We start from the raw sequence: 15,829 nt of genomic DNA on the forward strand, positions 1-15,829 counted from the left end.
ACGTGATGGCGCAGGACAGGCGCTAGGCGGTCCCGCTTTCTTTCTCGATCCTATCAATCCAGTGACGGGTCTCCGACGCCACTTCGCCCAAGCGCCGCGACCAATACTTCGGGGATAAATCCGAGCGCACGTGCGCCAGTTGGCATTCGCACAGCAGCTTGTGCATCGCTGCTTGAAACAGGTGAAGCGGTCGGTTTTCCTCGGCGGCTTTTCGCTCGCGCGCCGACGGACGCGCACCGTGCGTGATGCTGTCTTTCAGTTCCCGTAGGTCTAAAGCCTCGTGTTCGACATCAGATCGTGCGTCGGCCTCATATCGGCGCCCAGCACTGCGGATCGCCTCGATTCGACGATGGATATCACGCAGCTCGGTGAGGACAGTTTCGTATGTGGCAGTCATCTTGACCCTTGGGATTCAACAGCCTCAGAGCTCGGGCATCCTCGCGCGCCGATCAATTACACCGCGCACGCGCCATCTGCTTCCAGTTCTTGTTCCGTAGCGCAGCGGCCTCCAGCACTACCACCGAGAACCGCCCGCGCTTGCCCGCGCTATGCAGGTGCGCGCACGCCGCCTCGGCCACCGGCTGCCACGACTTGCCGTTGTCCACCGCCGCCAGCAGGAAATCCCCATCCAGCCATTCCGCGTGGCGGATGCCGGGCATGCCCGTGAACTTGGCGATGGCGGCGCCCTCTACGGCCGGGTCGCTGAGCGTTTGACTTGGGGGCGGGGTCGTTGCCGCGGGTGCAGCGCTGTCCGGTGCTTTCGAATCACCACACTGCGACAGCGCAATGGCGATGCACGCGAGCACCAGGATCACAGGCCACAGACTACCCGCGGGCTTCGCTGGGGGCGTGGGGCGCGCCGCGGCACGCGGGGCGGGCGGCGGCGCGGTGTTGGCCGTCGCGGTTGCGCGCGGCACACCACAGTGCGGACACGCCACCGCCCGGTCGCTGATCTCGCGCCCGCATTCTTCGCATTGCGTCAGTGCCATGCCCCCTCCTTTGGTCTTGGCGGCTGCTACCCCAGCAGCTTCAACAACGCCGTCCGCTTGCCCGCGTCCAGCTCGCGCCACAACCGTAACAGGCGCGTCTCTTCGGGCGAAATCGCCGCCTTGCTGTCGGGCTGCCGATACTCCATGCGGCCCTCGGCAATGGCCGTGGCCTGCTGGGCGAGGCGCGCCGCCGCGGCATCGCCGCACACCAGTTCGTCCAGGCTGGTTTCCAGCGCGGCGCGCAGGCGCGGCAGCTTGTCGAAGCCGGGCTTCTCGCGGTTCGTTTCCCATGCCGAGACCGCGGACTTCGTGACCTCGATCTCGTCGGCGATGACGTCCTGCGTCTTGCCGAGCGCTTTGCGCGCAGCACGCATTCGATCGCCAAAGGTGTTCATCCCGAAAGTCTGGCACCCCTGTACAGCTTTCGTGTACGGCAATGCTTGACACATCGTGTACGGCAGTGCTGTACTAAGCGCATGGACACCGTACAGCCCTCCCTGATTTGCGTCGCCCGCCTGAAAAAAGGCCTCACCCAGCGTCAACTGGGCGAGCGTCTGGGCGTCACCGTTGCCTCGGTTTCCGGCTGGGAGCGGGGCGAGTCGCTGCCCGACAGCCGCAAGCTGGCCGGGCTCAACGCCGCGCTGCGCCCGCACTTCAAGCTCAACGCCTACCTGCAACAGATCGCCACCGAATCCGGGCAGGCCGCCTGATGCGCGCCCTCGGCTACATCCGCGTCAGCACGGCGGAGCAGGCGGCCACGGGCCACAGCCTGCAGCAGCAGCGCGAGCGCATTGCCGCGTGGTGCGTGGCGAAGGACATGACGCTGGTCGATCTGGTGATCGATGAAGGCGTGAGCGCCGGCAAGCCGCTGGCGAAGCGGAAGGGCGGGGCGGTGCTGCTGGAGCGCATGCGCAGCAACGAGGCCGACGTGGTGGTGTCCGTCTCCCTGGACCGCCTGTTCCGCGATACGCAGGACGGGCTGAACACCCTGATCGGCCTCGACGGCCAGCCCGGCATGCGCATGCAGTCGGTGACCGAAATGCTGGACAGCACCACGGCCATGGGCCGCTTCATCCTCACCGTGTGGCTGGGCCGCGCGCAGCTGGAGCGCGAGCAGACCTGCGAACGCAACCTCGCCGTCAGCCGCGGCCTGCGCGCCGCCGGCAAGCCCAACGGCAATACGCCCTTCGGCTGCGTGGTGCAGGACGGGCGGCTGTACCGCTGCCCCCGCCACTGGCCCATGCGCGAGCGCATCGCTGCCATGGCGGGGCAGGGCGACAGCCTGCAGAGCATCGTCGATGCCTTGCACGCCAATCACATCGCCGCCCCGATGGGCGGCCCGAAGTGGACACGTAAGGCGGTGAGCAGGGTGGTGAGTTCGCATGACGGGCTCAAGCATCTGCCACCGCTCCCCGACGTACCAGAACCGCCGGTTTCGGAGGCGGCGGACGCATGAAAACCACCTTGCTCAATGAGTGCAATCTCGTCCTCGACGTGACCGGGCGCATCACCGGATGGCGCTCGGCGAACAATCCCCGGCACGCCCCCGACCACCTGCTGTTGGCGCTGCTGGTGGCAGACCGGGAGCACGACGCCGTACGTGAGGCGCTGACGCAGCTCACACGCCGCGTTGCAGAGCGCGGCTGGATTGATCTCGATGCGGATGCGTTGCGTCAGGCATCCGCCCGCTTCGTCGCTGCGCAGGCGCGTCGCACCGATCTGCTCGATCGCCTGACCAATGTCCACGTGGCCCCGCATATCGCCGCGGAGGCGGCATGCCAATGAACACTCTCGAATCCAACACCCACAGCACGCCCGGCAACGTCTGCGGCAACGTCGGGCTGACGGCCCGCACCCGCGCCGCCGGCGGCGACCTCAACGTGGCCCGCATGGTGCTGCACGCCGAAATCGCGGCGCTCAGCAACGCCCGCACCTGCGCCATGCAGGGCGACGCCACCACCATCTACGCGCGCATCCATGACCTGATCATCGATCGCCAGTCCGCACTGCAGCACCTGCAGCGGGACGGTGGCCTGTGACGCGCTGGGACACGCTGACCCCGCGTGTGCCGGCGCCGGGCCGCACGCCCGATCACGCGGCCTCGCTGCGCGCACTGGAGTTCGACCTCACGCCCGCCGAGCGCGCCGATGCGCGCCAGGCCATGCGCGAACTGCGGCAGAAGCGCGATGCGGCGAACCGCGCCGCGACGGCGCGCGAACTGGGTGTGGTGCTGGAGAAGCTGGCGTGAGCGGCGGCGATATCGACGCTGCGATGCGCAAGCGCTTTGGCCGCGGATCAACGCCGCGCAGCACGCAGTATCAGGCGGGCTGGCGTGCCGCGCTGATGGTGGCGCGCGGTGTGGGTTTGTCGCTCAACCCATACGAAGTGGGCACGCCCAACGCAGACGCGTGGTTCGCAGGATACGACGAAGGACTGCAAGCGCAGCCCTGCGCATGCCGCGCGGCCGCGCGTCTGCGCATCGATTCTCACGCCGGAGACGCGCATGACCAAGGTGGCGTGAGCGGCATCAACGTTCTGAACGTTCTTGATCGCTACGTCGCAGAGCGGGCGCATGAGAAGGCTGCGCTGGAAGGGATGGTTGCCGAGGGGCGCGTCGCTGATTACGAGCGGGAACTTGCGGACCTCACCGCGCTGCACGCAGATGCTGTCAAAGCACGTGCGTGCACGGCGCGCCTGATCACAGCCGATCACGTTTATGACCTGCGGCGGCGTGCTTGGGATAGCGCCACAGCTGACGAAAAAAACGATGGGGACGTCGACGAAATCGGCGCGGCCTACGAGGACGCTGTTGCAAGCCGCATCACTGCGCTCGCCAACGTTGCAGGCGGTGCCGCATGAGCCCGCACGACATTCTTTCCGATGACTTGCTCTGCGACTGCTGCGACGCCTCGTGGCCCGTTCCAGCGGATGCTGACATCGACGCGGCAATGGATGAGGCCATTGGTGCCGGATGGGGGCTCACCTACGACGGTGAGACGTGTCTGTGCCCTCAGTGCCTAAAAGAAAGCGGTCTGCGCAGTAGTGCCGGCGGTGCCGCATGAGCATCCGCCCCACCAAAAGCCAGCTGATCGGCGAACTCGTCATGGCCGCCATCAACGCCACCACGTTGACCTGGAACGCCTACGTCGATGCCGTGGTCACGCACTACCACGACACCACACAGGTGACCGATCGCATCCTCAAGTTCCACGTCGCCAGCACGGCCGACGAGGTGGAGGACTTCGCGCGCCTCAATACGCAGACCGTCAAGCGCATGCTGATCGGCGATCACAAGCTGGTCGCCGACATCGAGGACGCGCTGATCGCCGCGCTGCCCGAGGACTGGCGCTGCCGCCTGCTCACCGCGCTGCTCGATCGCCACGGCCTGCTGCTGGCCCGCAAGCCGCCCGCGCATGCCGATGCCGCCGGCCAGATCACCACCGCCTGCGCGCTGATGCGCAAGGCCGCGGGCGCGGTGCAGGCCATCGCCCCGATTCTGGAAAACGGCACCGTCGATGCCGCCGACGCACCGCACCTGGTGCCCGCACTCGACGCGGTGAACAAGGTGATGGGCGCCTGCGTGACCCTCAGCACGCAGCTGACCACCGCCATCGGCCAGTACGCGCCGCCGGCGAGGGCGCACTGATGGGCGCGCGCCGCAGCTATGCCGTCGAGCAGCGCTTGCGACTGATCGACTTCCTGCTCCAGCAGTACGGGCACTTCAATCGTGCCGCGTTGGTGGACTACTTCGGAATCTCGGTGCCACAGGCCAGCGCTGACCTGTCCGCGTATCTGGAACTCGCGCCCGGAAATGCCGAGTACGACGTGCGGCGAAAGACCTACGTGCGCACCGATCGCTTTGCGCGGGTGTACCCCTGATGGCCGTCTCTCTGCGCAGCCAGCCGGACAATCCGCACGCCGGTCGCTTCGATCGCTGGTTCGCCGCGTCCGTGCCGGGCGGCACCCGCTGGCGCCTGGTGCGCTATCCGAATCTCGACGCCGTCGGCAAGCCGCTCGGCGCACCCGAAGTGCTGCACAGCAATACCCGGCCCGACCAGGTGGTGGCGTTCGCCACCGAAGCCGAGGCCACCCGCATCGCGCGGTTCGTCAACGACGAGCAGTTCCCCGCAAACGAGGAAGCCACCGGCGCAGCAACGCCGATGGCTTCGTGATCCCTGACCGGAAAGGAGAGTGACCGTGGAGAAGCAGAACACAGACCAGCGGCGGCAGCAAGCCGACCGCTTCGACAACGTCGCACTGGTGGCGTGCGCCGCCCTGACGCTGTGCATTGCGTCGTGGCGCGTGCCGCAGATGGCCGACGCCCACGCCCAGGCCACGCCCGTCGTGCCGGTGGTGATGGCGGAGCAGGGGAGGGGGCAGTGATGGTCGAGCGCGCCTGCAGCCTGGAGCGGTTCCGGAAGGGCACCGCCGAGCACCAGATGGAGATCGTGCTGGATTCCGGCACGCACCGGCACCTTCGTTTCAGTAAACCCGGCACCAGCTGCTACAGCTTCAACATCGTCACGTGGCCGGGCTACCTCGCCATCAGCGGCGACATGGGCGCCTCTGTGTTCTCGCGACTCCCGGACATGTTGGAGTTCTTCCGCGCAGACCAGAAGTGGCAGGCCGACAACCCGGATCGGTTGTACATCAACACCGGCTACTGGGCCGAGAAACTGGTTGCCAACGACGGCAGCGCCAAGGTCTTTGCGGCGGATCGGCTTGAGGTGGTGCTTAAAGAGCGGTTCGACGACTTCATGGCCGAGATCGACCTGGAGGAAATCCACGAGGGCAAGGAACTCGCCGACATGCTGTGGCGCCATTTGACGTCCCAGGTGCGCGGCGAAGACGTGCGCGAAGTAATCGAGGCGGGCATGGAATTCGAGCCCGAGGAGTATGAGGGCTACGGCGGCGCGGGCGATCCGGGTTTCGAGGCGTTCAAGAGCTTCCGCCTCGCTGATTTCTGGGAAAGCGCGAGCGAGCTCGAGGAATACAGCTTCCACCTGGTGTGGCGCATGTACGCCATCGCGCATGCCGTCATCGCTTACGACACTCACCACGCAGCAGCCACCAGCGGCTCAACCGTCGAAATGGAGGCCTGACCCATGCGAACCCTCATCAACGTCGGCGACAAAGTGCTGCTGACCACGCAGAACTTCTTCCTCGGCCCGGACGGGCGCGAGTACCGCGCGGTGCACGGCACGGTGAAAGCCGTGCAGTCGGATGTCGAAACGCTCGGAATCAAGACCAATGCGCGCTCCACCAACTGGTACGTCGAAATCGGCAACGTCGTCATCGCCGGCTGCCAGATCTTCTACGCGGTGAAGTGCGACAGCGTGTCGTTCGCGCCCGCCGAGTACTGGCAGGCGCATGACGGCCAAGTCACCACCACCGACCGCCCGACCATGATCTTCAACGCAGACGGGGAGGGCTAAACCATGTTCTTCCGAAACCTCACCCTGTCCGCATTCCCCACCGCGCTGGATCTGTCCGAACTCGCCACGCGCCTGGCGGAGTTCCCGCTCAAGCCCGTCGGCCCGCTGGAACTCGCATCCACCGGCTTCGTGCCGCCGCACGGCCGCGATGCCGAGGCGCTGGCGCCCGAGTGCAACGGCGCGCTCTGGATCACCCTCGGCGGCGAAGAGAAGCTTCTCCCCGGCCCGGTGGTCAACGCCGAGCTCATGCGCCGCATCGAGGACTTCGAGACAACGCAGGGCCGCAAGCCCGGCGGCAAGATGCGCAAGCAGATGAAGGACGATCTGCTGCAGGACCTGCTGCCGCGGGCGATGGTCAAGCCCACGCGCATCGACGCCCTCATCGATACGCGCCTGGGCGTGGTGGCGGTGAACACGTCCAGCCGCAAGGCCGCCGAACACGTGGTGTCGCATGTGCGCACCGCGCTCGGCAGCTTCCCCGCGCTGCCGCTCAACGCTGAAGTCTCGCCGCGCGGCGTGATGACCGGCTGGGTGGCCGGCGAACCGCTGCCCGACGGCGTGACCCTCGGCGAAGCCTGCGTGCTCAAGGACCCCAGCGACCACGGCGCCACCGTGCGCTGCACCGATCAGGACCTGCGCAGCGACGAGATCGCCCGCCACCTCGAGGCCGGCAAGCAGGTCACGCGCCTGGCGCTCAACCTCGACGACCACGTGTCGTTCCACCTCGGCGAAGACCTGGTGCTGCGCCAGTTCCGCCTGCTCGACGGCGCGCTCGATTCGCTGGACCACACCGACAACGACGACCTGCGCGCCGAACTCGACGCCCGCTTCGCGCTGATGACCGGCGAACTGCGGCGGGTGTTCGCGGTGCTGACCCCGGCCCTCAAGCTGTCGAAGGCGGAGTGACGGCCATGACGACCATCACCGCAGTGCAGCGCATGTTCCCCGAGCTGCCGGAAGCCCATGCGAACCCGCACTCCGCGAAGCGTCTCGTCACCGGATTCGATGTCGGACCATTCTTCGTACACATCGGGCTCAGCGACGACGAGACGCTGAGCTATTCGAACGGGCGCCATGAATGGGATACGTGGCATGTCACCCACCGGGCGTCGGGCTTCGCAGTCCAGAAGAAGATCAACACACACCCCCGCGCGATCTGGCTGGCGCAGCAGCTTTGTGCGCTCGACGTGTGGGATCACGACACGAAGCCCGCGCTGCTGGCCGGCCTGAGCCAAGAGCAGCTGGCCATCATCGCGACGCTGCGCGCCGACGCGATGTCCGGCGACTGCCAGGGCCAACTCGGCATTGCGTCTCCGAGCGCGGCGGTGTCGGATGACGGGCTGTTCTACATCCAGGACTCACGCAGCTACGTGGGCAACTGCCCGCTGTGGTGGGCTCCAAAGGGGAACGGTTACGTCACCCGATTGGATCAGGCAGGCCGCTACACGCTCGCCGAGGCGATGGCCCAGCACCGCAGTCGGGACACAGACGTGCCGTGGCCGTGCGCGGAGATCGACGCGATCGTTCGCGGGACCGTCGATGTCCAAGACATGCGACCGGTCAGCCAGCAATCCGCCGCCTTCGCAGACGCACCCGTAGCGCCAGAGCGGGAGGTGGGCCGTGGCTAAGCGCGAAATCTTGCGAGCCGCGAAGAAGCGCGGCATCACCATCGTGTCAGCGGACTATTCATGGACGGCTACGCCCGGGGAAATGGTCCCGCAGTGGGAGATCGTCTTCGGTCCGGAACTCGACGACGAGATCGAATTCTTCTCCAACAGTGCGGAGGCCGTCGCGTTCATCGAATCCGCCGTCCTGACGCCGCGCGATGTCGGGGAGGGCACCTGATGTCCATCACCCCATTCCCGCGCCGCGCGCAGATGGTCCCCGGCGATCTCGCCACCCTGCAGACCGAATGGCTGGACCACCGCCGCGCACGCGGCGCCAGTCTCAATACGCTGTCGGCCTACGGCGCGGACGTCACCCACTTCCGCACCTACCTCGCGCAGTTCGACATCACCCTGGTGCAGCTGGCCAGCGAGCAGCACATCAACCGCTGGCTGGACGACGGCGTGCTGCACCTGGGCTGGGGCCGGCGCACGGCCTCGCGCAAGGCCAGCAGCGTGCGGGTGTTCTTCGCCTGGGCGGAGGCGATGGGCTACATCCGCCACAACCCGTCCAGCGAGGTGCGCATCAAGTTCCGCCCGCGCCGCGTCATCTCGCCGGAGATGGCCGCACTGGTGCCGGTAATCGAAGCCATCGGCACTGCTGCACCGGTGGACCTGCGCGACCGCGCCATGCTGATGCTGCTGCTCGACGCCGCGCTGCGTGCCGGTGAAGTGGTGGGCCTGGACATCCCCGACCGCCCGCGCGGCACCGCCCGCACGCCGCTCTACACCGTGCAGGTCAACAGCCTGCGCGTGCACGTGCGGCCCAAGGGCGACAGCGACGGCGGCATGGAGACCGTCGGCATTGAACCGCAGACCGTCTCCGCCGTGCGCGCCTGGCTGCAGGTGCGGCCGCAATTGGCAAAGGATGGCGAGCACGCACTGTTCGTCAACGGCCGCGGCCAGCGCGTGTCCCGGCACCTGCTCTACACCATCGTCCGCAAGCGCGGCGCCGCGGTCGGCATCCCCGAACTGCACCCACACCTGTTCCGCCACCGCCGCGTGGGCGACGTGGTGGAGAAGCTGGGCCTCGACGTCGGCAGCGCCCTCGCGCGACACGCCTGCAAGGCCACCACCGTCAACGTCTACGGCGCCCACGCCGCGGAAGTGCAGCGCAATGCCGTGCGCACACAGGCATCGCTGCCGGAGGTGCGGGCATGAGCATTCGCCACGACGTGTATTCGGAAGTGGTCGCCATGGGCGCGCCTGGACGCACTGCGCTGGTCGCGCGATTGATGGCCCGCGGGCTGAGCATGCGCAGTGCGCAGACGACCATCAGCGACATGATCGCCACTGGTCAGCTGCTGTGCGGAGCGGGGCGCGCATTGAACCGCACCCTCCGCCCTGGACGCCCGCCGGTGCTGCGCAAGATCAACCCGGAAACGGCTGCGCGCCGCGCAGCACTGGCGCAGTCGCCCTTGGGGCGCGAGCGCGTCAACGAATCCACATCCGCACTGCAACCCATCTGGCCCGCCGTCAACGGCGCGCCCATCGGAGGGCTCCGCCCATGCATCGCATGATCGAAACGCTTCCCGCGGCCGATGCCTGCCGCGACGGCCACGCCGCGCGGCTGATGCAGGACCTGCGCGGCCCGCACTTCGGCGGTGGTCTGTACGTGGAATGCCCGTGCTGCCGCGGCAACACGTGCGCCCAGCGCGAAATGGCGATCAGCAACTGGTCGCGCATCAATGGCAGGCCGGTGCCGAAGGCGCACGTGGCCGCTGTGCGGAGGGTCGGCTGATGCACATGACCGAAATGCAGCGCATCGCCATGGCGCGTGCGCAGGTGGGCGATTGGGATCTTGCGGACGCGATGGAGTTGTTGCATCGCGCCCGCCATGACCACCCAGTGCACCGCGGCTACAGAACCTGTCTGCTCAGCGGCGAACGACTGGGCGGCCGCCTGGCGGCGCTCAACTTCGGCGAGCGCGACGACGTCGACGAACTCGACGACGGCGAGGCCGACGAACGCGTCCTGCAGCTTGACCTCAACGGACAGCTGCTCTGGCGCATGGGAGACGACGACGAAAGCCGCGAGGTCTGCGGCCGGGTCATCGACCTGGAATGGGCACAACAGATCGTCGATTCCTACCACACGCACGTGGCGACCAAGCCTGTTACCCAGCAACCCCTCAACCTGCAGATGGAGACCGTCTGATGCGCGCCACCGTGTCCGCAACCGCACTGGCTGGCGCGCTGAAATCCAGCGCCGCCGCCCGCACCACCACCATGCCCGTGCTCACGCACGCCTTGCTGCAGGCCTCGGGCGACCGCTTGACCATCGAGACCACCGATACCGAAATCTACGTGCGCGTGGGCCTCGATGCCGAAGTGACCGAACCCGGCACCGCATTGCTGCACGCCGGCCTGCTGACCGCCGCCGCAGCCGCGGAAGGCAGCATCACGATCGGCGGCGAAGGCGATGTGCGCCGGGGCCGCAGTCGCTACAGCGTGCCCGTGCTGCCGCCTGAAGATTTCCCCTCGGCCGAAAATGCGCAGTTCACCGCCATCATCGTTGACCCCCTGCAACTGCGCGAGGCCATTGCCCAGGTGCAGTACGCTGCCAAGCCCGACGACGTGCGCCCGTTCTGCCAGGTGGTGAACCTGCAGCCGGGCAAGGTGTGGGCCACCGACGGCCACCGCGCTGCGCGCGTGATGCTGGATTACGACGGCCCCACCGCATGCATCCCCGCGCGGCAGGTCAACCACGTGCTCAGCGCGCTGGAGGAGGGCGCCCGCGTGCTGGTGGCCAAGAACTGCATGGCGCGCGAAGTGGGCACCGGCCTCAATCAGCGCGCTGGCCTGCTGCGCATCGAACGGCCGGGCCTGTCGGTCACCGTGCGCTGCTTCGATTCGGTGCTGCCCGGTATCGATCAACTGTTCCCCGCCAACCCACGCGACCCGCTGGTGGTGGAACGTCGCCTGCTGGTGGCTGCGTTGCGCCGGTTCATGCCGTTCATCAGCGAAAAAATCGGTGCGCTGCTAATCCTGTCGATCCACGACGGCGAGCTCGCCCTGAGTGATCGCAAGCGCGAAAACATGGACACCGTGCCGCTGGCGGACGTGTCCACACCGGGGGCCGAGATCGAGCGCGGAGCCAACGCCAAATATCTGCTCGACGTGCTGAGCGTGCTCGACAGCGACCTGGTCGCGCTGCATCCGCCCACCGCAGCCGGCCCGATGGTCCTGCTGCCGCACAACGGCGACATCGACCGCAGCGGCCACATCGTCATGCCCTACAGCGTCTAGGAGCCCACCATGTCCGACAAGCAGAACCGCAAGCTGATCGCCGCCCTACGCAACGGCCCGATGACGGCCATGCAGATGCTCCAGCAGCTCGGCATCATGCGCGCCAGCGCCCGCGTGTTCGACCTGCGCGCCGCCGGCTACACCATCGAAAGCCGGCAGATCACCGTGCGTAATCGCGACGGCAGCACCAGCCACGTGGCCGAATACCGCCTCGCCAGCCAGCAGCGCACGCTGCTGCCGGCACACCCCGGCCGGGGCGTCATGTCGGCCAAGGCGGTGCGCGCATGAGCCTGCTCGAGATCGCCGGCATCTTCGGCCTGCTGTACCTGCTCGCCACGCCCGCGCTGCTGCGCGCAGCGCGGCGCCGCGAGCCCCTGACGCCCACGCAGATGGCCGAATGCGCCGACGTCCACGGCCAGCGCCTGCTGGCCATGGCCAAGACCCTGCGCACCACCGAAGGCCTCAACCCCGCCCAGCGCCAGCAGCATGACCGCATGGCCCGCGACTGCGAACGCATCGCCGGCGCGCACCTGGCGTGCATCAACGCCATCACCATCGACGCGCTGGAACGCGTGGGCTACGACGGGGCGGTGCATCTGGGCCGCTACACGCCGCCGGCGCGGTCACCGGACAGCCGGGCGCGCCGCGGTGCAGGGCGGGTGCAGGCATGAGCGGCGCGACGGATGCAGGTGGACCGACGTCACTCAAGGCATATGTGGTGGAGGACGACAGCGGCGACGGGAACATCTGCCTCAGGTTCGCCGATCGAAACGTGGAGGCACGACGCGAGGGCGCCAACGAGATGGACGCCGAGTTTGGCGACGTTTCATGCCGGCGCGCGCCGTGGGCAGACAGCTATGCACCCGGCCCTGTGCCGCTACAGCTTTGCATCGAAATCGGCGGCTGGTGGCAGACGTGCGCGTGCGGCTGTGAGCGAAAGATCGACAGCGACGTAGGGCAAACGCACTACGAGGATGACGGTGACGATGGCGCGCTGAACCCGATGGCTCCGATCTACGTTGGCCGCCGCGTCTATTGGAATCACACGTGCAAGGACGGTGATGAGCGGCGCACGCGCGAGGTCGCAGAGGCCAAGGCGCGCGACCAGTCCGCCGCAGAAAGTGCCGTGTTGGCGAAGTTCCCGTTCGCGACCGACATCGTGGCGTTCCGTGGCTACAACTGCGACAACCCGGGCGCAGGCGCCACCGGCAGATCTGACGTGCTGCACGCCCGCTTCAACTTCCCAGGCGCGGCGTACGGAGCAACATGGGTAATCGGATCACCGACGATCGGAATCCCGCCGGTCTCGGCTGACGCCTGGAAAGCTGCGACCGACACCTTGGCGGCGCGCGATGGCGGGGAGGCGTGATGGCCATCATCGGAGGATTCGGCACCACCTACGACTTGCAGACCGGGACCGCGCGCCACTGGTATATCGGCCGTGACGGCGTTAAGCGATGGAGCGACACAGATACGCCAGTGGACGCCGTCAACGAAGCGATGACCTCGGAGAGCACGGACGGGGAGGCGTGATGGCTCGCGTCTGCCCAGCCTGCGGCGTCGAAACCAACGAGCGCACGTGCTGCGGCGTGAACCTCGCCGCCCCGTTCGCGATGACCAAGGTCCGCGTGCTGGCCCTGCGCCGCTACGTCCACGGCCGCAAAGGCCTGGACGAACCCACCTACCGCATGCACCTGAGCGCCGTCGGCGCCGACAGCACGCTGCACCTCACCAGCACGCAATACGACGCGCTGCTGGCGCGGCTGCGGCCGCTGCCGGATCGGGAGAGGCGCGAGAAGGCAACCGCAGGCGCGCGCGCATGAGCGGCCACCAGAAGGTCATCGCCACCGGACACCTCGGCGCCGCACCCGTGACCAAGGCGCCCGAAGGCGGCGGCTTCGTCGCCGAAATGCGCATCGCCGTGACCGACCGGTGGCTGGACAAGCAGGGCGAACGCATCGAGCACACCGAATGGCTGCGCATCAAGGCGTTCGGCAGCGACGCGCAGAACGCCGCCAAGTACCTCACAACCGGTCGCCTGATCACCGTCGAAGGCAAGTTGCGCACCGAGAAGTGGCAGGCCAGCGACGGCAGCGATCGCTACTCGACATGGATCTATGCCGAGCGCGGCGGCATCACCTGGCACAGCACCGGCGAGCACACCGAGACACGGCGCGAGCACCGGGGCAGGGGAGCGCCAACCGACTCGTCCCCGCCTGGCGACACCCCGACCACCTCCAACCTCGAGACGCAGTTCAATGACGATGACTTGCCGTTCTGACGCCGCACGGCGGTCACTCAGTGACCCGCTTGGCGCGCGGGTGATGCGCCGCAGCCGCGCGCAGGGTGCCCATGTCGACGCCCAGATAGCGCGTGGTGGTCTCGGGGCTGTCGTGCCCCAGCAACTGCGCGATGGACATGATGTCCAGCCCGTTCTTCATCAGCTCGGTGGCGAACGCGGCGCGCAGCAGGTGCGGGTAATGGCCCTGCCAGGGCCGCCCACGGGCGTAGGCTTCGACGCGCGAGAAGCCGCAGCCCAGCCCCAGCGATCGGCGCGCGTACCGGTTGACGATCACCCACACGCTGCGCCCGTCGCGCAGCGGCCGGCCCTGGGCGGTCAGGAACAGCGCAGACCGCTTGCCGGGCTTCTGCGCCGCGCGCTGCTGCAGATAGGTCTGCAGCAGCCCGTGCCATTGGCCGCCGAACGGCACCAGCCGGTACTTGTTGCCCTTGCCGCGCACGTGCAGCAGGCCATCCAGCAGAACGTCGCCCAGCTGCAGGCCGGCGAGCTCGCTGGCCCGCAGCCCGCACTGGTACAGCGTGGCCATGATCAGGTGGTCGCGCAGGCCGACGAACGTCGCCAGATCGGGCGCCGCCAGCAGCACGCCCATTTCGTGATCGTCCAGGGCGCGCACCAGCCGTTCGGGCGCCCGGCGCATACGCGGCCAGCCGGACGGCTGCCAGCCCGCGGGATCGACCATGTGCCGCCAGGCGAACCACGACCGCAGCGCCGAGATCTCCAGATTCACCGAGTTCGCCGCCAGCGAGTTGCCACGTGCACGCAGGTACCGACGCACCGGGTCATCGGCGTGGCCGTCTTCCTGCACCGGCAGGAACCGCGCGACCACCGCCGTGTACGCCAGCACCGTCTTCGGCGACCGCCCGCAGACCCGTAGGAACGTGGCGTAGCGGTCCAGAAGATCAACATAAATCGGTTTTAGTGACACCAACTGTAAACACCCCGCGAACACAACAGGGCGGAACGCTTTTAGAGTCAGTCACTTGCAGTGCTTCGGCCCCACACAGGCCAGAACATTACATAATGTACATTATGCGAAGTCAAGAAGTGGACCGCCACCGCGCACGCGGGGCTTCGTGTGGTGTGCGGATCGACGAATCCGTCCTCGTCCATGGGCACCGCATTTTTTGGTGCCCCGCGCCCGCGCTTTCCGAGTACATCCCACGCACTCACAGGTGTACAGCGAATTTCTAGTGCACAGATGCATGCGCACTCGTGCGATCTACGCAGTTTCAGGAACGCGTCGGCATGGTCGGCCAGCACCAGCGTGTGGGCACCGCGAGTCTCCGAGGCAGCGTCTCCCTCATGCTCGAACCAGGTGTAGATGCCCTCCTCGGCCAGCAGGCGCTGGAGGAAAGCGAAGTCGCTCTCCTGGTACTGCGTGGTCAGGCTGCGCCGCGCGTAGATCCCGCGATCCGCCAGATCCCAGCGCCATGCTGGGACCAATGGTCCGGCCCCGGCGTAGTCGGCCAGCACGTCCTCGACGATGTCCATCACCGTCATGTCCTGGAGCACGTAGCTGTCGACGCGATGACGCAGGAACGCAAGCCAGGGCTCGAGCACGAGCCGGTAGCGCGCCAGTCCACCATTGCTCCCCACCCGCTCGCATGCGGTGACGTGGGCGTGGAAGGGACGATAGCCGGTATCGGAGGTCAGCAGTTCAAGCAGCAGAGGCGCGCCGAGCATCGCGCCAAGATCGAGATGCGCCTCCGCCGACAGCGCCAGCACCTCGAACCGGAAGCTGTTGCCATCCAACGATTCGTCACCCGTGAAATATCTATAGATAAACGAAATGCGATAAACTAACTATTCAATCGCCATTTTCGTCCCATCGAGAAATCTTCATCCAGACATTCCGGAAAGAAGCGAAAATGGAAAGATTTGCGACGCCAATCGGAATCGATGCGCCAAGCAGCATGCCTATTACATACACGTCCGCATCTAGATATGTCACCTCACCTTGCGAAATGTAAGGGATACTTGGCAAACTCTTGATCTCTGGCCCAATGATTTCCCTAGCGATGAAGTCAGCCCCGCTGAGCATCACCAAGAAACCAATGCCCCCGATTGCGATCGACAGGAATCCATACTGGCCATCTTTGAAGCGTCCTCGTTAATTCGATCCGCTCGGAAGTAGAGTTCCCACAGCAGGAGCTCACATGAAGAAGTCACGTTTCACCGAAGAACAGATGGT

The 15,829-nt window shown here is 66.9% G+C and carries 31 protein-coding genes; 26 read left to right on the plus strand and 5 right to left on the minus strand.

The window, feature by feature from the left end:
* Positions 1 to 22: 22 nt before the first annotated feature.
* From J2W68_RS10420 to J2W68_RS10430, 3 genes are read right to left on the minus strand one after another with little or no spacing between them, the layout of a single operon-like run.
* Entirely contained in the window at positions 23 to 397 is a 375-nt protein-coding gene (locus tag J2W68_RS10420) for a hypothetical protein (RefSeq protein WP_310235490.1), read from the minus strand.
* A gap of 52 nt (positions 398 to 449) precedes the next feature.
* Positions 450 to 989 (minus strand): hypothetical protein, encoded by a 540-nt coding sequence (locus tag J2W68_RS10425; protein ID WP_310235492.1) that lies wholly within the window; start codon positions 987 to 989, stop codon positions 450 to 452.
* Positions 990 to 1,015: 26 nt separating this feature from the next.
* Positions 1,016 to 1,363 carry a helix-turn-helix domain-containing protein gene (locus tag J2W68_RS10430; protein ID WP_310235494.1) on the minus strand — a complete coding sequence of 116 codons (348 nt, stop codon included), beginning with the start codon at positions 1,361 to 1,363 and terminating at the stop codon, positions 1,016 to 1,018.
* Positions 1,364 to 1,465: 102 nt separating this feature from the next.
* Here J2W68_RS10430 and J2W68_RS10435 point away from each other — a divergent pair, with 102 nt between their 5' ends.
* The 26 genes from J2W68_RS10435 (at position 1,466) to J2W68_RS10560 (ending at position 13,617) form a co-directional block, all read left to right on the plus strand.
* Positions 1,466 to 1,699, plus strand: a complete 234-nt coding sequence (locus J2W68_RS10435; protein WP_310235498.1) for a helix-turn-helix domain-containing protein — start codon at positions 1,466 to 1,468, stop codon at positions 1,697 to 1,699.
* Entirely contained in the window at positions 1,699 to 2,445 is a 747-nt protein-coding gene (locus J2W68_RS10440; protein ID WP_310235500.1) for a recombinase family protein, read from the plus strand. Before J2W68_RS10435 ends, J2W68_RS10440 begins: the two co-directional genes overlap by 1 nt.
* Entirely contained in the window at positions 2,442 to 2,774 is a 333-nt protein-coding gene (locus tag J2W68_RS10445) for a hypothetical protein (RefSeq protein WP_310235503.1), read from the plus strand. Before J2W68_RS10440 ends, J2W68_RS10445 begins: the two co-directional genes overlap by 4 nt.
* Positions 2,771 to 3,028 carry a hypothetical protein gene (locus J2W68_RS10450; protein ID WP_310235505.1) on the plus strand — a complete coding sequence of 86 codons (258 nt, stop codon included), beginning with the start codon at positions 2,771 to 2,773 and terminating at the stop codon, positions 3,026 to 3,028. Before J2W68_RS10445 ends, J2W68_RS10450 begins: the two co-directional genes overlap by 4 nt.
* Positions 3,025 to 3,237, plus strand: a complete 213-nt coding sequence (locus J2W68_RS10455; protein ID WP_310235507.1) for a hypothetical protein — start codon at positions 3,025 to 3,027, stop codon at positions 3,235 to 3,237. The genes J2W68_RS10450 and J2W68_RS10455 overlap by 4 nt, the downstream gene beginning before the upstream one ends.
* Positions 3,234 to 3,848 (plus strand): hypothetical protein, encoded by a 615-nt coding sequence (locus J2W68_RS10460; protein WP_310235511.1) that lies wholly within the window; start codon positions 3,234 to 3,236, stop codon positions 3,846 to 3,848. The genes J2W68_RS10455 and J2W68_RS10460 overlap by 4 nt, the downstream gene beginning before the upstream one ends.
* 199 nt (positions 3,849 to 4,047) lie before the next feature.
* Positions 4,048 to 4,635: a hypothetical protein gene (locus J2W68_RS10465; RefSeq protein ID WP_310235513.1), complete on the plus strand. Its 588-nt coding sequence runs from the start codon at positions 4,048 to 4,050 to the stop codon at positions 4,633 to 4,635.
* Positions 4,635 to 4,868: a hypothetical protein gene (locus J2W68_RS10470; protein WP_310235516.1), complete on the plus strand. Its 234-nt coding sequence runs from the start codon at positions 4,635 to 4,637 to the stop codon at positions 4,866 to 4,868. Before J2W68_RS10465 ends, J2W68_RS10470 begins: the two co-directional genes overlap by 1 nt.
* Entirely contained in the window at positions 4,868 to 5,161 is a 294-nt protein-coding gene (locus J2W68_RS10475; protein ID WP_310235519.1) for a hypothetical protein, read from the plus strand. The genes J2W68_RS10470 and J2W68_RS10475 overlap by 1 nt, the downstream gene beginning before the upstream one ends.
* A gap of 25 nt (positions 5,162 to 5,186) precedes the next feature.
* Positions 5,187 to 5,372, plus strand: a complete 186-nt coding sequence (locus J2W68_RS10480) for a hypothetical protein (protein ID WP_310235522.1) — start codon at positions 5,187 to 5,189, stop codon at positions 5,370 to 5,372.
* Positions 5,372 to 6,091, plus strand: coding sequence for a hypothetical protein (locus J2W68_RS10485; protein WP_310235524.1), 720 nt, complete (start codon positions 5,372 to 5,374; stop codon positions 6,089 to 6,091). Before J2W68_RS10480 ends, J2W68_RS10485 begins: the two co-directional genes overlap by 1 nt.
* 3 nt (positions 6,092 to 6,094) lie before the next feature.
* Positions 6,095 to 6,424, plus strand: a complete 330-nt coding sequence (locus J2W68_RS10490; RefSeq protein ID WP_310235526.1) for a hypothetical protein — start codon at positions 6,095 to 6,097, stop codon at positions 6,422 to 6,424.
* A 3-nt stretch (positions 6,425 to 6,427) separates the two neighbouring features.
* A complete protein-coding gene (locus J2W68_RS10495) occupies positions 6,428 to 7,330 on the plus strand; it encodes a recombination-associated protein RdgC (RefSeq protein ID WP_310235529.1) in 903 nt (300 codons plus the stop codon).
* A gap of 5 nt (positions 7,331 to 7,335) precedes the next feature.
* Complete coding sequence (locus J2W68_RS10500; protein ID WP_310235531.1) at positions 7,336 to 8,052, plus strand: hypothetical protein; 717 nt, start codon at positions 7,336 to 7,338, stop codon at positions 8,050 to 8,052.
* Positions 8,045 to 8,269 (plus strand): hypothetical protein, encoded by a 225-nt coding sequence (locus J2W68_RS10505; RefSeq protein ID WP_310235534.1) that lies wholly within the window; start codon positions 8,045 to 8,047, stop codon positions 8,267 to 8,269. The genes J2W68_RS10500 and J2W68_RS10505 overlap by 8 nt, the downstream gene beginning before the upstream one ends.
* The gene (locus J2W68_RS10510; protein WP_310235536.1) at positions 8,269 to 9,249 is read left to right on the plus strand and encodes a site-specific integrase; all 981 of its coding nucleotides are present in this window, start codon (positions 8,269 to 8,271) and stop codon (positions 9,247 to 9,249) included. The genes J2W68_RS10505 and J2W68_RS10510 overlap by 1 nt, the downstream gene beginning before the upstream one ends.
* Positions 9,246 to 9,608, plus strand: coding sequence for a hypothetical protein (locus tag J2W68_RS10515; protein ID WP_310235539.1), 363 nt, complete (start codon positions 9,246 to 9,248; stop codon positions 9,606 to 9,608). The genes J2W68_RS10510 and J2W68_RS10515 overlap by 4 nt, the downstream gene beginning before the upstream one ends.
* Positions 9,596 to 9,829: a hypothetical protein gene (locus J2W68_RS10520; protein ID WP_310235541.1), complete on the plus strand. Its 234-nt coding sequence runs from the start codon at positions 9,596 to 9,598 to the stop codon at positions 9,827 to 9,829. Before J2W68_RS10515 ends, J2W68_RS10520 begins: the two co-directional genes overlap by 13 nt.
* Positions 9,829 to 10,245: a hypothetical protein gene (locus J2W68_RS10525; protein ID WP_310235544.1), complete on the plus strand. Its 417-nt coding sequence runs from the start codon at positions 9,829 to 9,831 to the stop codon at positions 10,243 to 10,245. The genes J2W68_RS10520 and J2W68_RS10525 overlap by 1 nt, the downstream gene beginning before the upstream one ends.
* Positions 10,245 to 11,336 (plus strand): DNA polymerase III subunit beta, encoded by a 1,092-nt coding sequence (locus J2W68_RS10530; RefSeq protein WP_310235547.1) that lies wholly within the window; start codon positions 10,245 to 10,247, stop codon positions 11,334 to 11,336. The genes J2W68_RS10525 and J2W68_RS10530 overlap by 1 nt, the downstream gene beginning before the upstream one ends.
* Before the next feature lie 9 nt (positions 11,337 to 11,345).
* Positions 11,346 to 11,624, plus strand: coding sequence for a helix-turn-helix domain-containing protein (locus J2W68_RS10535; RefSeq protein WP_310235550.1), 279 nt, complete (start codon positions 11,346 to 11,348; stop codon positions 11,622 to 11,624).
* The gene (locus J2W68_RS10540; RefSeq protein WP_310235553.1) at positions 11,621 to 12,007 is read left to right on the plus strand and encodes a hypothetical protein; all 387 of its coding nucleotides are present in this window, start codon (positions 11,621 to 11,623) and stop codon (positions 12,005 to 12,007) included. Before J2W68_RS10535 ends, J2W68_RS10540 begins: the two co-directional genes overlap by 4 nt.
* The gene (locus tag J2W68_RS10545) at positions 12,004 to 12,705 is read left to right on the plus strand and encodes a hypothetical protein (protein ID WP_310235557.1); all 702 of its coding nucleotides are present in this window, start codon (positions 12,004 to 12,006) and stop codon (positions 12,703 to 12,705) included. Before J2W68_RS10540 ends, J2W68_RS10545 begins: the two co-directional genes overlap by 4 nt.
* Entirely contained in the window at positions 12,705 to 12,869 is a 165-nt protein-coding gene (locus J2W68_RS10550) for a hypothetical protein (protein WP_310235559.1), read from the plus strand. Before J2W68_RS10545 ends, J2W68_RS10550 begins: the two co-directional genes overlap by 1 nt.
* Positions 12,870 to 12,925: 56 nt before the next feature.
* The gene (locus J2W68_RS10555; RefSeq protein ID WP_310235562.1) at positions 12,926 to 13,159 is read left to right on the plus strand and encodes a hypothetical protein; all 234 of its coding nucleotides are present in this window, start codon (positions 12,926 to 12,928) and stop codon (positions 13,157 to 13,159) included.
* Positions 13,156 to 13,617, plus strand: coding sequence for a single-stranded DNA-binding protein (locus J2W68_RS10560; RefSeq protein WP_310235564.1), 462 nt, complete (start codon positions 13,156 to 13,158; stop codon positions 13,615 to 13,617). Before J2W68_RS10555 ends, J2W68_RS10560 begins: the two co-directional genes overlap by 4 nt.
* A gap of 13 nt (positions 13,618 to 13,630) precedes the next feature.
* Here J2W68_RS10560 and J2W68_RS10565 read toward each other — a convergent pair whose 3' ends face one another.
* A complete protein-coding gene (locus J2W68_RS10565) occupies positions 13,631 to 14,587 on the minus strand; it encodes a tyrosine-type recombinase/integrase (protein ID WP_310235566.1) in 957 nt (318 codons plus the stop codon).
* A gap of 23 nt (positions 14,588 to 14,610) precedes the next feature.
* Positions 14,611 to 15,390 carry a type VI secretion system Vgr family protein gene (locus J2W68_RS10570; protein ID WP_430539709.1) on the minus strand — a complete coding sequence of 260 codons (780 nt, stop codon included), beginning with the start codon at positions 15,388 to 15,390 and terminating at the stop codon, positions 14,611 to 14,613.
* Between the last annotated feature and the right edge of the window lie 439 nt (positions 15,391 to 15,829).

The sequence above is a fragment of the Luteimonas terrae genome, from assembly GCF_031457535.1.
Classification (GTDB): Bacteria; Pseudomonadota; Gammaproteobacteria; order Xanthomonadales; family Xanthomonadaceae; genus Luteimonas; species Luteimonas terrae_A.

Bases quoted from the DNA above. Each gene is read 5' to 3' on its own strand.
- J2W68_RS10420 (WP_310235490.1), bottom strand. From the start codon at position 397: ATGACTGCCACATACGAAACTGTCCTCACCGAGCTGCGTGATATCCAT.
- J2W68_RS10425 (WP_310235492.1), bottom strand. From the start codon at position 989: ATGGCACTGACGCAATGCGAAGAATGCGGGCGCGAGATCAGCGACCGG.
- J2W68_RS10430 (WP_310235494.1), bottom strand. From the start codon at position 1,363: ATGCGTGCTGCGCGCAAAGCGCTCGGCAAGACGCAGGACGTCATCGCC.
- J2W68_RS10435 (WP_310235498.1), top strand. From the start codon at position 1,466: ATGGACACCGTACAGCCCTCCCTGATTTGCGTCGCCCGCCTGAAAAAA.
- J2W68_RS10440 (WP_310235500.1), top strand. From the start codon at position 1,699: ATGCGCGCCCTCGGCTACATCCGCGTCAGCACGGCGGAGCAGGCGGCC.
- J2W68_RS10445 (WP_310235503.1), top strand. From the start codon at position 2,442: ATGAAAACCACCTTGCTCAATGAGTGCAATCTCGTCCTCGACGTGACC.
- J2W68_RS10450 (WP_310235505.1), top strand. From the start codon at position 2,771: ATGAACACTCTCGAATCCAACACCCACAGCACGCCCGGCAACGTCTGC.
- J2W68_RS10465 (WP_310235513.1), top strand. From the start codon at position 4,048: ATGAGCATCCGCCCCACCAAAAGCCAGCTGATCGGCGAACTCGTCATG.
- J2W68_RS10470 (WP_310235516.1), top strand. From the start codon at position 4,635: ATGGGCGCGCGCCGCAGCTATGCCGTCGAGCAGCGCTTGCGACTGATC.
- J2W68_RS10475 (WP_310235519.1), top strand. From the start codon at position 4,868: ATGGCCGTCTCTCTGCGCAGCCAGCCGGACAATCCGCACGCCGGTCGC.
- J2W68_RS10485 (WP_310235524.1), top strand. From the start codon at position 5,372: ATGGTCGAGCGCGCCTGCAGCCTGGAGCGGTTCCGGAAGGGCACCGCC.
- J2W68_RS10490 (WP_310235526.1), top strand. From the start codon at position 6,095: ATGCGAACCCTCATCAACGTCGGCGACAAAGTGCTGCTGACCACGCAG.
- J2W68_RS10495 (WP_310235529.1), top strand. From the start codon at position 6,428: ATGTTCTTCCGAAACCTCACCCTGTCCGCATTCCCCACCGCGCTGGAT.
- J2W68_RS10500 (WP_310235531.1), top strand. From the start codon at position 7,336: ATGACGACCATCACCGCAGTGCAGCGCATGTTCCCCGAGCTGCCGGAA.
- J2W68_RS10510 (WP_310235536.1), top strand. From the start codon at position 8,269: ATGTCCATCACCCCATTCCCGCGCCGCGCGCAGATGGTCCCCGGCGAT.
- J2W68_RS10515 (WP_310235539.1), top strand. From the start codon at position 9,246: ATGAGCATTCGCCACGACGTGTATTCGGAAGTGGTCGCCATGGGCGCG.
- J2W68_RS10520 (WP_310235541.1), top strand. From the start codon at position 9,596: ATGCATCGCATGATCGAAACGCTTCCCGCGGCCGATGCCTGCCGCGAC.
- J2W68_RS10525 (WP_310235544.1), top strand. From the start codon at position 9,829: ATGCACATGACCGAAATGCAGCGCATCGCCATGGCGCGTGCGCAGGTG.
- J2W68_RS10530 (WP_310235547.1), top strand. From the start codon at position 10,245: ATGCGCGCCACCGTGTCCGCAACCGCACTGGCTGGCGCGCTGAAATCC.
- J2W68_RS10535 (WP_310235550.1), top strand. From the start codon at position 11,346: ATGTCCGACAAGCAGAACCGCAAGCTGATCGCCGCCCTACGCAACGGC.
- J2W68_RS10540 (WP_310235553.1), top strand. From the start codon at position 11,621: ATGAGCCTGCTCGAGATCGCCGGCATCTTCGGCCTGCTGTACCTGCTC.
- J2W68_RS10545 (WP_310235557.1), top strand. From the start codon at position 12,004: ATGAGCGGCGCGACGGATGCAGGTGGACCGACGTCACTCAAGGCATAT.
- J2W68_RS10550 (WP_310235559.1), top strand. From the start codon at position 12,705: ATGGCCATCATCGGAGGATTCGGCACCACCTACGACTTGCAGACCGGG.
- J2W68_RS10560 (WP_310235564.1), top strand. From the start codon at position 13,156: ATGAGCGGCCACCAGAAGGTCATCGCCACCGGACACCTCGGCGCCGCA.